Genomic DNA, 13,273 nt, shown 5'->3' on the forward strand with positions numbered 1-13,273 from the left:
ATGTACTATATTGGAGTGGATGCAGGTGGTACCAAAACATTATTCTCATTATTTAACCATGAAGGGAATGTACTATATAAGGTGATTTTAGGTACTTGTCACTTTATGCAGGTTGGATATGAAGGATTGTATAGTGTTATTAAGGAAGGAATTAATAATATATTAGAAAATTCTCCAGTGGAGATTGAAAAAGAGGATTTAATAGTTTCTTTTGGATTAGCAGGCTATGGTAAAAACCCTGAAATAAGAGCAAATATAGAAAGTTCAGTAGAAAAAGCATGCAATGGTATTAAGTACTTATTACATAATGATGTTGAGATTGCAATGAAGGGTGCTCTAGGTGGGAAGGATGGAATAGTAGTAATAGCAGGAACTGGATCTATCGCATTCTCTATTAATAAAGGCAAGACTAAAAGATCAGGTGGCTGGGGATTCAGTATAGGTGATGAAGGTAGTGCTTATTGGATAGGTAACAAAACATTAAATGCTTTTTCAAAAGAAGCTGATGGAAGACTACCTAAAGGAGAACTATATAATATAGTTATGAATGAATGTGGCTTTGGTGATCCTTATGAGCTAATTTCTTATGTTAATGAGAATCTTAAATTCAAGAGAGAAGAGATTGCTAAGTTTTCATTAATTTGTTCAAAGGCAGCAGAAAAAAATGATAAAGTAGCTATTTCAATATTTAATGATGCAGGAAAAGAAATTGCTGAATTAATTAATTTACTTTTGCTTGACTTTAAAGAAGATAATGTACCTGTTTCCTATATTGGTGGTGTATTCAAATCAGAAGAACTAATAAAGACACCAATTATGAAATATATGAATAAAAGGGGCAGATTAAAAGCTCCTTTATATACCCCAGAGTATGGAGCATATCTTTATGGGATAGAAGAAAAATAAAATAAATTTAAGAAAGTGTTGAGCTATGAAAATGGCTCAACACTTTTTATATAGATATTTACTTTTTAAAAATTGAAAAGATATTATAAAAATACAGAAGGTTAGTATAGGGATGTTCCCATAATAAGAATAAAGTGTTCTATTATCAATTAAGTTTGCGGTTCCAGTTATATACCCTGAAGTAGATTTTTCAACTGTATTTAATATTGTACCTTTATTATCTATGGCTGCAGATATTCCAGTATTAGCGGAGATAAGTATATACCTATTCAATTCAATTGCACGCAATACAGAATGGCTAAGATGTTGTTCAAGCTGTTTTGATTCCTTAAACCATGAATCATTGGTGGCTACACAGAATATTTGCGCTCCCTTTTTTATTTCGCTTTTAGGTATGTCAGAAAAAACGGATTCAAAGCAAATAAATGGTCCTATTGTTCCGAAACTAGCTTTTATTGTAGGAGTGTTTTCATCTCCCTGTAAGTTATCTGAAAAAGCCTTTAATTCTTTTAATTTAGGAAAGGTTTTAAATATCATATTTGAGAAAGGAATAAATTCTCCAAAAGGAACTAAGTGCCCTTTTCTATATATGCCTGAAACATTTCCATCAGGATTAAAACAGTATAAAGCATTGTACTTTTTAAAATCAGAAAATGTAAAAGCTCCTACTAGTAAATTAGATTTATTTTTTATTGCAATTTCTTTATATAAGTTATATACATCCTCATTTTTATTTAAATATATTGGTACAGCTGTTTCTGGCCATATAACTAATTGAATATTAGGATTGTCTTTAAAAGATTCATTAGTTAACGATATATATGTATCTAAATTATCTTTTACAAACTTTTCCTTAATCTTATTATAAGAGGAGACATTCCCTTGAATAATAGAATAGTCAATAGTTGTATATTTATCATTTCCTATGTTTAAACATATATAGTTACCTATTGTAATAAAAAGTACTGATATACATAATATTGTTAAGGACCTTTTTCTGTTATTTTTGTTAAGTATAATTATTGAAAAAATACAGTTTATAAAAACTATAAAAAATGAAATAAATAAGCTTCCAAATATGGATGCTATCTGTATAAGGAATGGACAGTTAGTTAAGGGGAGAGAAAGAGTAAACCAAGGGAACCCCAATGACCCTAAACCTTGAAACCATTCTAAAAAAGTCCATAAGCTTGATATAAAGAAAGCTCTTTGAATTGCTCCTAAATTTAATATATTTAATAAAAAACTTATTAGAGAAAACAAAGCTCCTTCATAGATGCTAATAAACAACCAGCAACCAAGGATAATAAAGAAACTTGATAATTTATTAAATCCAAAGTTGGTAAGTGGGTATAGATACCATAGCCAATGAACTGCAAATAAATAAAAGATAAAGCCATATATAAAGCCGTATAAGAAGGCATTTGACTTAGAAAGCTTATTTTTCATTAAATAATATAAAAATGGAATTAAGCTTAAAAAAATAATAGGCCATAACTTTTGAAAATAAAAAGGTAAGGCAGTTAAAATTGCTGAGATAGCAGGACAAATAAATATATACATTAAAATCACCCAATATAGTTTTTGTGTAATATAATAAAAAATTCATTAAAACAGATAATAAATTAAAGAAAAGGTAAGGAGGAGAAATAATGACTAATAAATATAGAAAAAAGAGTAAGGAAGAACTTAAAAAGGTTTTATCAGAGGAAGAGTATAGAGTAACTCAAGAGAATGGTACTGAATATCCCTTTAGAAATAGATACAATGATAATTATGAAGAGGGGATATATGTGGATATAACTACAGGAGAACCACTATTTATTTCTACTGATAAGTTTAATTCAGGGTGTGGATGGCCTGCGTTTTCAAAACCTATAGATAGAAAGTTGATTAATGAAAAAGTAGATAGAAGTCATGGAATGGTTAGAACAGAGGTTAGAAGTAAAACCGGAGATGCACATTTAGGACATGTATTTTGTGATGGCCCTGAGGAGTTAGGTGGACTAAGATATTGTATCAATTCTTCAGCTTTAAAGTTTATACCAAAAGAAGAAATGAAAAAGAAAGGGTATGAAGAATATCTACATTTGTTGTAAAATATATATGGTATAATTTTACATAAGAATGGAGGAGCGATTATGGAACAGCTAGAAATAAAGAGAATAGATTATCAAAGGATAATGAAAAGGAGAAGAAAAAGAACTTATATAGTTTCGCTTCTGTTAATAATATCTATTTTAGGTATTATAATTTATGGACATTCTAAAAATAAAGTTGATTATTTATATAATATGGGAAAAGGTAGATATGTATTAGAGGACTTAAGGGACTTAAGGAAAGACTATGAGAAGGAACTAAATATACAAAATATAGATTACAACTGGGGAGATGGGATTGAACTAGGAAATAAACCCAAATATATTATTTATCATCATTCAGCATCCTCTAATTTGTCTCCAGAACAAATACATGATATGCACTTACAAAGGGGATGGAGTGGTATAGGATATCATTTCTATATTAGAAAAGATGGAACAATATATAGAGGTAGAAAAGAAGAAATGATAGGTGCTCATGCTAAAGGGAGAAACAGAGATAGTATAGGTATATGTTTAGAAGGAAATTTTGAAGAGGAATTAATTACATATAAACAAATGAATTCATTAGTAAAGCTCTCAGCAGATATGATAATAAAATATAACATTGAAGAATCTGAGAGGCATAAGGATGTTTATAATACACTATGTCCTGGAAAGAACTTTAATATAAAGGAAATACAAGAAAAAGTAGCTGATGAACTTATAAGATTAGGAGAAAAATAGAATTTTCAGAAAAATTAGAAAATAAAGACAATTTTATAGAACGCCTAAGGAAAATATTGTATAATTAAAATATAATTATCTTTTGGGTGGTGTATTTATGCAGCTAGATTTATATACTTTATATTTATATTCCTATTGTAAAGAGTATTTATTCTCAAATAATATAGATATAATAAAACTTGGAGCATTTTCAGATACATCTAATTGTATTTTTCTAGATGAATTTATAAGTGAAGAAAAGTTAGCTGATACCCCTATAGAATTTTTTAATTATTTAAAAAGAAGACAATGTTTTGATATCAAGATAGGAAAAAATAAAAAGAACGGTATAATAATTGAGTGTAGTTGTAGATATTCATTAGAATATTGGTGCAGAGATATATCTAAGGAGAAAGATGGACAATTAGTCTTTGTAAAGAAGGATGAATTATTATGGGCAACAAAATATAGACAACTTACCAAAGAAGATATTTATAATATAAGAAGAGATTTAAAATTGAAAAAATATAAAGAATAAAAATAAAAGACTCTGTTAATTCAGAGTCTTTTACCTTACATAGAGTTCACCACTTGTGGTTTTTACCTCTACCTTCTTACTACCATCACCATTAGTTACAGAGTAGTTATTATTATTTAAAAAGTTAGGTGTTAATCTATCACTATCAATATTACCTGATGAAGTACTAAATACTAAAGCATAACCAATAGATTCATTTATAAATAAATCTATGTCTCCTGAGGTAGAAGATATTGTAGATTTGTCTCCTAAGTTGTTAAGATATAACTCGGTTTCTCCAGAAGATGTAGAAGAAGAAAGCTCTCCTAGTGAAGAAACTGAAACTTTAATATCACCAGTTGAGGTGTTTAAGGTTGAATCAAGTGATTTTATATCAGATAAATCTATATCATTACTAGTAGTTTGAAGTTTTAAGGTTTTAGAAGTTAGATTTTTTAGTTGAATTTCTCCGCTATTAGAATTAATAAGAACATTTTCAAGATCTCCACCAGTAATTTCGCAGTCACCACTTATAGAATTTATATTAATATTATTTTTGTAAGTTAAAGGAACATAAATATTTATATTAATATCATTGTATCCGTTAGTATTCAAATTTACTGTAAATGTATTATTTAACGAAGAGATATCACTAACTATATTTGAGATAGTAATATCCCCTAAGGTATAGGAAGTACCATCTATTTTTATAACATTTCCATCATAAAATTGTATTTTTACATCAACTGATGAAGTTGTAATATCTATTGTTTTAATATCCGAGGAAAGTTCTTTTTCTAAAGAGCCTATATTTTTATAATTGTGCCAGTTAAAATTAAAATCATCATTCCATTTATTTATATAATTAGATAACTTAAAATCACTATTATAAAGAACAATAGCTGCAGATATATAAGAAGTAAGACTTATTATAGCAAGAACAGAGAGAAAAATTTTCATTTTTCTAGACATAAAGCTTTTCATTATATACCCTCCTTATTTGATAATTTATTTATAAGCTTTTTAATTATTAAAATTATAAATTTTATAAGATAAATTAACAGAATGAAGCATATTAAAGTAGCTGAAACTGAACCTATAGTAATTAAGAGAGTCACGGAAGTAGGAAAGTCAGCAAAGAATGCAGGTACTCCAAATCCTAAAATGGTAAAACCGAATTTTCCTAAAAGCATAAGTATTCCTGAGATACTAAAGGCAAAAGGTATTGCTAATAAACCTATTCCCAGTCCAAATACAGTTGCTAACCCTGCTACTCCAATAGGGAAAAACAATATTAACAAACCAATAACCATACAAATCTTTAGAATTGTATTAATTAAAGAATTAGATGAGTTATTAGTATTATTAGAGTATTTTTCATTGGAATCATCACTGTAATTAGTGTATGTTTCGTTGATAGGTTCTTTTTCTTCATAAGTATCTTCGTATTCTGTATTAGTGGCAGAAACTTGCATATAGTTACTTCTATATTGATTTACTATAGTATAGGGGTCACCAAGTTCCTCTATTATTTCTTCTTCTGTTTTTCCATCAGATTGTGCATTGGAAAAGTGTTCTTTATAGTCATATAAAATTTCTTGTAATTCATGAGCAGGAAAATCTATTAAACCTTCTTCAAGAATTTTAAAAAATTCCATTTTATTCATATTCTAAGCCTCCTAATAAAATATTGTTTACTGAGTTTTGAAAGTCTAACCATTCTCTTTCTAGCTCATTTTTTATTTTATATCCAGACTCTGTAAGTCGATAGTATTTTCTAGGTGGTCCTTCTTGAGATTCCTGTAAATATGTTGTGAAGTAGCCCTCGTTGGTTAATCTTCTAAGAATAGGGTATATAGTTCCATCAGATATAGAAATATGCTTTGATATTTCATTTACTAGTTCATATCCATAGCAATCTTTTTTAGAAAGTACTGATAAGACGCATAGTTCTAAGATTCCTTTCTTTAACTGTATGTTCATTACCAAGCCTCCTATGTTATTTTATAACTATATTATATGATTTGGTATTATACAATACAAGATAGTGAATGATGTTTAATATAAAGTTAAGATTTCTTAATTTTTTATTAAAAAGTGGATGTGTATAACTATTATAAGTTATTAACAGTGAGAAGGCTGATAAATACAAGGTTTTGTTTATAGTGTGGATAAAGTGAACAAAAATGTGGATAAATTATTTTAATTGGGGATTAAGATTAATATAAGTGTGGACACAATATATATGAATAAGATATATTTCTACAACAATATAGAGAATATTGCATAAAAAATTATTATCAGTTAGAATTTGTTACATATAGATAGTAATTTTTGTTGATAACTATACACAAAATCCACAAAACTGTGGATTAAATCTGTGGATAATGTGGATAATGAGGTGGAAAAATGAAATATAATAAGAAAATTATAAAAGCAAGCTTTATAAAAAGACCTAATAGATTTAATGCATCTGTATTAATTGATGGGGAAGAAATTGTAGTTCATGTTCCTAATACAGGAAGATGCAGAGAAATATTGATTCCTGGATGTACAGTTTATCTAAGGGAGGAGTTAAATCCAAATAGAAAGACTAAGTATGATTTAATAGCTGCAATTAAGGGAGATAAGTTAATAAGTATTGATTCACAAATTCCTAATAAGGTGGTAAAAGAAGCATTAGAATTAGGAGCTGTGGAAAAGTTAAAAAAATATAATAATATATTAAGTGAGAAAACTTTTGGAGATAGTAGGTTCGATTTTAAATTATCTAATGATGATGGAGAAGAATATTATTTAGAAGTAAAGGGTGTAACTTTAGAAGAAGAAAGAAGATGCAGATTTCCTGATGCACCAACTGATAGGGGAAGAAAACATTTACTTGAGTTAATAGAAGTTAAGAAAAGTGGCAGAGGGGCTGGGGTATTATTTTTAATACAAATTGAAGATGTAATATCCTTTACTCCTAATGATGAAACAGATCCTAAGTTTGCAGAAGCTTTAAGATTAGCTAATGAAAATGGTGTGGATATTTTTGCTTATTCTTGTAGGGTTACAGAGGATGGTATTACTTTATATAAGCCTTTAGATATTATATTGTGATAGAAAATTCTCTATGATATAGTTAATAGTATAATTGTATTTGGGGGTAAGCTATGAAATTTATTTATTGTCCTAAGTGTGGAGCTAAGTTAGAAGAAAAATATAGTTGGGATGAAGGTGGAGTACCCTATTGTGTAAAGGATGATTTGTTATTCTTTGATGTGCCTAAACCTTGCATTATGGTGGCTGTAATTAAAGATGATGAAGTTTTATTATTAAAGCAAAGTTATATTTATAAGAATTCTAGAGTTCTTATTTCAGGGTATATAGGTATAGATGAAAAGGCAGAGGATACAGTTCATAGAGAAGTTTTAGAGGAAACTGGAATAAAAATTGATAATGTTAGATTCTTAGGAACGGAATATGTAGAAGGTAAGGAATTGTTGATGCTTACATTTATGGCCTTTTATAAGGATGGACATATAATCAAATCTGATGAAGTTGAAGCTGTTTCTTGGGAAAAACTCAATAAGTCTTTAGAATTAATGAGTGAAGATGTAATAGGAAAAAAGGTTATTAAAAAAGTACTAGATATTTTAAAAAGATAAGATCTTAGTCTAGCTAGGATCTCTTTTTGGGTAAAGTAGTATAAGAGTATAATTTTTATTTATAAAATTAATATATTTTTTATAAAAATACTCAATTAATATCTTATAATATATTTAGGAAATAACATAATAATTAAAAGGGAGTGTAGGGAATGGAGAAAGAAAGCAAATTCCTTCCTGAAATTAAGGGGACTTTAAGAAATCATGTGGTTGAAGTTCCACCTGAAATCAGAAATTGTGGAGGAATAAAAATATTTGGCAAGAGAATTAAATCATTATTATTTACTACAGATGTAGCAATTATAAGAAATACCAATGCAGATGCTATTATCGCAGTTTATCCATTTACCCCACAGCCTCTTATTACGGAAGCGCTAATAATGGCAGCTGATGTACCTGTATTTTGTGGAGTAGGAGGAGGAATAACTCAAGGGAAAAGAGTTGTAAATCTTGCTATGGATGCAGAGTTTAAAGGTGCAATGGGTGTAGTTGTAAATTCTCCTACATCAAATGAAGTAGTTAGGAAAGTAAGAGCAACTATAGATATACCTGTAGTTGTTACAATAGTATCTGAATATGAAAATATAGCTGAAAGAATTGAATCAGGAGCTACAATTTTGAATGTATCAGGAGGAAAGAATACTCCTAAGATAGTAAGAAAGATAAAAGAGCAGTTCCCAGAGTTCCCTGTTATAGCTACAGGTGGTCCAACAAGGGAAAGTATTAAAGAGACAATATTAGCAGGAGCAAATGCTATAACATATACTCCACCAACTACAGCAGAGGTAATGAGTGAATTGATGGATAAGTATAGAGAATTTTAGAAGAATGTGGATAAAAATATTGAAATAAGTGAAAAATATGGTATCATAAGTTTAAACCTTGAGTAAAATAATATAGCAGGAATATGCCTAGGGTAGAGGTGCCAAAGCAAATAGTAGTTAATCAGAGTCGGCAGATGAAGAAGATTAATGAAAGGTGTTAGGCCGAAGAAATAGTATTTGCAGATGCTTTTTCTGGTTATATATAGAATATATATATAACTGTCACAAAGTGTGATGAGCTACAAGGTACATTATCATAATGTATTTTAACAAGTTTAGATTTGTTTAGTAGTAGTCACAGAAGATTCTGTGACATTTTTTTTACTCTAAAAGGTTAATTTTAAAATTGGGGGCTTTATGTATGAAATTATTTGGAAGCATGGAAGTAAGAGACCAAGAGTTAATAATTGGGGGCGTTAGGGCAAGTAATTTAGTAAAAGAATATGGAACACCTTTATATGTAATGGATGAAAAGTTACTTAGAGATACCTGTAATGAGTATTATAAAAACTTCAAATGTGATGAAGAGGGAAATAGGGTAGCTTTTGCAGGAAAAGCATTTTTAACAGTAGAAATGGCAAAGTTAATAAAAGAAGAGGGATTATGTCTTGATGTAGTTTCTGGAGGGGAATTATATACTGCATATAAAGCAGGGGTTCCTATGGAAAGAATATATTTTCATGGAAACAATAAGACCCTAGATGAGATAGAATTAGGAGTAAAATTAGGTGTAGGTAGGTTTATTGTAGATAATTTATATGAAATGGAATATCTTGATAAGTTTGCTAAGGAGTATGGAAAGGTACAAGATATATATTTAAGAATTACTCCAGGTATAGAAGCACACACCCATGATTATATAAAGACAGGTCAAATAGATTCTAAGTTTGGCTTTGCACCAGTTGGAGATATTATCATGTCTGCTATTAAGAAAGCAATATCTCTAGAGAATATAAATTTATCAGGGCTTCATTGTCATATTGGTTCTCAAATATTTGAATTAGAACCTTTTGAAGATGCAGCGGAAGTAATGCTTAATTTAATAAACAAGATAAAAAATGAAACTGGATATATTATAGATGAGTTAGATTTAGGTGGAGGATTTGGTATATACTATACAGAAGCAGATTCACCTAAAGAAACAAAAGAATATTGTAAGGCTATTTTAAATAAGGTTGATTATGTATGCAAAAACCTAAATATTAAGAAGCCAATCTTGACTATAGAGCCAGGACGTTCAATAGTTGGAAATGCAGGGTTAACTTTATACAAAGTTGGAGCAATTAAGGATATACCTAAGGTAAGAAAGTATATTTCAGTAGATGGAGGTATGGTTGATAATATTAGACCAGCTCTTTATGATGCTAAGTATGAATGTTGCATAGCCAATAAAATGAATGAAGATTGTATTGAAAAGGTAACTATAGCTGGAAAGTGTTGTGAATCAGGAGATATCTTAATTAAGGATACAATGTTACCAGTTTGTGAAACTGGAGATATTCTTGCAATCATGTCAACAGGAGCTTATGGATATTCAATGTCTAATAATTATAATAAGATTCCAAAAGCTGCAGTAGTAATGACAATGGAAGGTAATTCAAGGGTAGTAGCTAAGAGAGAAAGCTATGAAGACTTAATAAAAAATGAAATAAATTAGCTAATTATTAAAAGGTTATATTAAGTTTTATATAGCCTTTTTTTTATGTCGAAATATTGGGTATAATAACAATAATAAAATATTTATTTTTTATTAAATATATTGTAAAGAGGTTATAAAAAACATTTAATATGTTATACTTAAAATATGAATTTGGGGAAAGGAAGGATAAGATATAGACAGATGAAAGAAGTGTTTACAGTAGATAGAATAGAGGGTGACTATTTTGTAATAGAAACACCAGAAGAAGATATAATAAATGTAGAGAAGTATTTAGTAGAAAGTGGAGCTAAAGAGGGAGATTGTTTAGTAAAGAAAGATGGCCACTTCCGTATAGATATAGAAGAAACTAAAAAAAGAAAAGAAGAAATTTCAAACTTAATGAAGGGAATGTGGGCTGATTAATGAGTGAGCAAAAGAGTAATTTTATAAAAGACTGGGTATTACCAATCTTACTAGCATTTGTAATTGCTTTATTAATTAAGCAATTTTTAATATTTAAAGTTGAAATACCATCAGGTTCAATGATTCCTACTTTAAATGTTGATGATCAGTTATTTGTTAGTAGGATATACAACCTTGATAACATAAAACGTGGAGATATACTTGTGTTTAGGTCAGAAGAATTAGATGATATGCTAATTAAAAGAGTAATTGGTCTTCCAGGAGATAAAATTGATATAGAAGATGGAGTAGTATCGGTAAATGGCGAAGTTTTACAAGAAGATTATGTAGTAAATAATGATCACTTTTATGGTAAATTTGAAGTGCCAGAAGGGAAATACTTCTTCTTAGGAGATAATAGGCCAATATCTCATGATTCTAGAAAGTGGATAAATCCATATATTGATGGAAAATATATAGAAGCTAAGGCACAAATAAAAGTATATCCATTTAAGGATTTTGGTAGTATAAAGTAATTTTACGAAAGAGGTGAATATAGGTATGGAAAAGGAACCTAAAAAGAATAAGTCGTCTTTTTGGACGTATTTTATATTAATTGGAGCAATATTATTCATGGTTAGCTATGGAAGAAATATGTATAAGAATCAAGAGATTTCATACAATGATTTCTTAGCACTAATGCAAAAAAAGCAAATAACTAAAATAGTTATATCTAAAGAGAATTTAATAATAACTCCAAGTGAAGATTCAGAATATAAAGGTAAAACATTATATACAGTAAATCTTAATGATGAAGAATTAATAAAGGAATTAAAAGAGTCAGATGATATAGAATTCTATGGAACAAATCCAAAAGAGTCTGTTTTATTAGAGAGTTTAATTTCTATGGCAATTCCACTGTTACTTTTATTCTTTATGTGGAAAATGGTTTTCAATAGAATGGGTAAAATGGGTGGAGGAATGGGCTCCATAGGAAAAAATAATGCTAAGGTATATGTTGAAAATGAAATTGGTGTAACATTTAAAGATGTTGCAGGACAAGAAGAGGCCAAAGAATCATTAGAAGAGGTAATTGATTTCTTAAATTGTCCAGCTAAATATACTGAAATAGGTGCAAAACTTCCAAAGGGAGCATTATTAGTAGGGCCTCCAGGTACAGGAAAAACACTTATTGCTAAAGCTGTAGCAGGTGAAGCAAAAGTGCCGTTTTTCTCATTATCAGGTTCAAGTTTTGTAGAAATGTTTGTTGGTGTTGGTGCATCAAGAGTAAGAGAATTATTTAAGGATGCAGAAGCGAAAGCACCATGTATAATATTCATAGATGAAATTGATGCTATAGGTAAGAGTAGAGATAATCAGCTACAAAGTAATGATGAAAGAGAGCAAACTCTAAATCAATTACTTTCTGAAATGGATGGCTTTGATTCTTCTAAAGGTATTGTAATACTAGCAGCTACAAATAGACCAGAAATTTTAGATAAGGCATTATTAAGACCAGGAAGATTTGATAGAAGAATAATTGTAGATAGACCTGATTTTAAAGGTAGAGAAGCTATTCTTAGAGTACATGCTAAAAATGTATGTTTAGATGCAGAAGTTGATTTAAAAGAAATAGCTAAAGGAACTCCAGGTGCAGTTGGGGCAGATTTAGCAAATATTATAAATGAAGCTGCTTTAAGAGCTGTAAAACATGGAAGAAAAGCAGTTTTACAAGAAGACTTAAGAGATGCTGTGGAAGTTATAATAGCTGGTAAAGAAAAGAAGGATAGAATACTTTCAGATAAGGAAAAGAAAGCTGTTGCATTCCATGAAGTAGGACACGCACTTGTGGCTGCCTTATTAGAAGGAACAGATCCAGTACATAAGATTACTATTGTGCCTAGAACTATGGGAGCTTTAGGGTACACTATGCAACTTCCTGAAGAGGAAAAATACTTGATTTCAAAAGAAGAGCTTATGAATCAAATTATGGTTATGCTTGGTGGTAGATCTGCTGAAGAAGAAGTATTTGGGCTAATATCTACAGGAGCATCTAATGATATTGAAAGAGCAACTCAAACTGCAAGAAGTATGGTTACTATGTATGGTATGAGTGAAAGATTTGATATGATGGGGCTTGAATCAATGCAAAATAGATACTTAGATGGTAGAGCCGTAAGAAATTGTAGTGAAGAAACTTCTACTATAATAGATGAAGAAATACTAAAAGTAATAAAAGATGCTCATAATAAAGCTAGAGCGTTATTAAGAGAAAATAGAGATTTATTAGATAAGATATCTGAGATATTATTAGAGAAGGAAACTCTATTTGGAGATGAATTCATGGCAATAGTATGTGAAAAATATCCAGAGCTAAAAAAAGAAGAATCTAAAGAAAAGGTTGAAGGAGTAAAGACTGAAACAGTTGTTGAAGTTGATAATACTACTGAAACAGAAGATAAAACAAATAATGAATAATAATATATAGTAAAAAAAATCACAGTTGCCTAAAATAGACTACTGTGATTTTT

General features: G+C 29.3%; 15 protein-coding genes and 1 riboswitch. Of the genes, 11 read left to right on the top strand and 4 right to left on the bottom strand.

The window, feature by feature from the left end:
• Entirely contained in the window at positions 1-906 is a 906-nt protein-coding gene (locus I4V16_RS07270) for a BadF/BadG/BcrA/BcrD ATPase family protein (protein ID WP_099329316.1), read from the top strand.
• Between the two features lie 36 nt (positions 907-942).
• Here the strand turns inward: I4V16_RS07270 and lnt are convergent, their stop codons facing one another.
• Positions 943-2,469: an apolipoprotein N-acyltransferase gene (lnt, locus tag I4V16_RS07275; RefSeq protein WP_111937448.1), complete on the bottom strand. Its 1,527-nt coding sequence runs from the start codon at positions 2,467-2,469 to the stop codon at positions 943-945.
• A gap of 89 nt (positions 2,470-2,558) precedes the next feature.
• Here lnt and msrB point away from each other — a divergent pair, with 89 nt between their 5' ends.
• From msrB to I4V16_RS07290, 3 genes are all read left to right on the top strand, one after another.
• Positions 2,559-3,005: a peptide-methionine (R)-S-oxide reductase MsrB gene (msrB, locus tag I4V16_RS07280; protein WP_049180005.1), complete on the top strand. Its 447-nt coding sequence runs from the start codon at positions 2,559-2,561 to the stop codon at positions 3,003-3,005.
• A gap of 42 nt (positions 3,006-3,047) precedes the next feature.
• Positions 3,048-3,731, top strand: a complete 684-nt coding sequence (locus tag I4V16_RS07285) for a peptidoglycan recognition family protein (protein WP_111937449.1) — start codon at positions 3,048-3,050, stop codon at positions 3,729-3,731.
• 97 nt (positions 3,732-3,828) lie between these two features.
• Positions 3,829-4,248 (top strand): hypothetical protein, encoded by a 420-nt coding sequence (locus I4V16_RS07290; RefSeq protein ID WP_111917976.1) that lies wholly within the window; start codon positions 3,829-3,831, stop codon positions 4,246-4,248.
• A 30-nt stretch (positions 4,249-4,278) separates the two neighbouring features.
• Here I4V16_RS07290 and I4V16_RS07295 read toward each other — a convergent pair whose 3' ends face one another.
• The 3 genes from I4V16_RS07295 to I4V16_RS07305 are packed head-to-tail and all read right to left on the bottom strand — an operon-like array spanning position 4,279 to position 6,210.
• Positions 4,279-5,211, bottom strand: a complete 933-nt coding sequence (locus I4V16_RS07295; protein WP_099329317.1) for a DUF4097 family beta strand repeat-containing protein — start codon at positions 5,209-5,211, stop codon at positions 4,279-4,281.
• Positions 5,211-5,894, bottom strand: a complete 684-nt coding sequence (locus I4V16_RS07300) for a DUF1700 domain-containing protein (RefSeq protein ID WP_099329318.1) — start codon at positions 5,892-5,894, stop codon at positions 5,211-5,213. Before I4V16_RS07300 ends, I4V16_RS07295 begins: the two co-directional genes overlap by 1 nt.
• Complete coding sequence (locus I4V16_RS07305) at positions 5,887-6,210, bottom strand: PadR family transcriptional regulator (RefSeq protein ID WP_027097232.1); 324 nt, start codon at positions 6,208-6,210, stop codon at positions 5,887-5,889. Before I4V16_RS07305 ends, I4V16_RS07300 begins: the two co-directional genes overlap by 8 nt.
• Positions 6,211-6,636: 426 nt before the next feature.
• Here I4V16_RS07305 and sfsA point away from each other — a divergent pair, with 426 nt between their 5' ends.
• From sfsA to ftsH, 7 genes are all read left to right on the top strand, one after another.
• Positions 6,637-7,329: a DNA/RNA nuclease SfsA gene (gene sfsA, locus I4V16_RS07310; protein WP_099329319.1), complete on the top strand. Its 693-nt coding sequence runs from the start codon at positions 6,637-6,639 to the stop codon at positions 7,327-7,329.
• A 53-nt stretch (positions 7,330-7,382) separates the two neighbouring features.
• Entirely contained in the window at positions 7,383-7,877 is a 495-nt protein-coding gene (locus I4V16_RS07315; protein ID WP_099329320.1) for an NUDIX domain-containing protein, read from the top strand.
• A gap of 152 nt (positions 7,878-8,029) precedes the next feature.
• Complete coding sequence (locus tag I4V16_RS07320; protein ID WP_049179998.1) at positions 8,030-8,701, top strand: hydrolase; 672 nt, start codon at positions 8,030-8,032, stop codon at positions 8,699-8,701.
• 85 nt (positions 8,702-8,786) lie between these two features.
• A riboswitch (Lysine riboswitch) is annotated at positions 8,787-8,951 on the top strand.
• A gap of 111 nt (positions 8,952-9,062) precedes the next feature.
• Positions 9,063-10,358 (top strand): diaminopimelate decarboxylase, encoded by a 1,296-nt coding sequence (lysA, locus tag I4V16_RS07325; protein WP_049179997.1) that lies wholly within the window; start codon positions 9,063-9,065, stop codon positions 10,356-10,358.
• Positions 10,359-10,505: 147 nt separating this feature from the next.
• Positions 10,506-10,763, top strand: a complete 258-nt coding sequence (locus I4V16_RS07330) for a DUF3006 domain-containing protein (protein ID WP_242979719.1) — start codon at positions 10,506-10,508, stop codon at positions 10,761-10,763.
• A complete protein-coding gene (lepB, locus tag I4V16_RS07335; RefSeq protein ID WP_049179996.1) occupies positions 10,763-11,278 on the top strand; it encodes a signal peptidase I in 516 nt (171 codons plus the stop codon). Before I4V16_RS07330 ends, lepB begins: the two co-directional genes overlap by 1 nt.
• A gap of 25 nt (positions 11,279-11,303) precedes the next feature.
• Positions 11,304-13,220, top strand: a complete 1,917-nt coding sequence (ftsH, locus tag I4V16_RS07340; RefSeq protein ID WP_111937450.1) for an ATP-dependent zinc metalloprotease FtsH — start codon at positions 11,304-11,306, stop codon at positions 13,218-13,220.
• Positions 13,221-13,273: the final 53 nt, after the last annotated feature.

It is taken from the genome of Clostridium sp. 1001283B150210_160208_E6, from assembly GCF_015669365.1.
Taxonomy (GTDB): Bacteria; Bacillota; Clostridia; order Clostridiales; family Clostridiaceae; genus Clostridium; species Clostridium paraputrificum.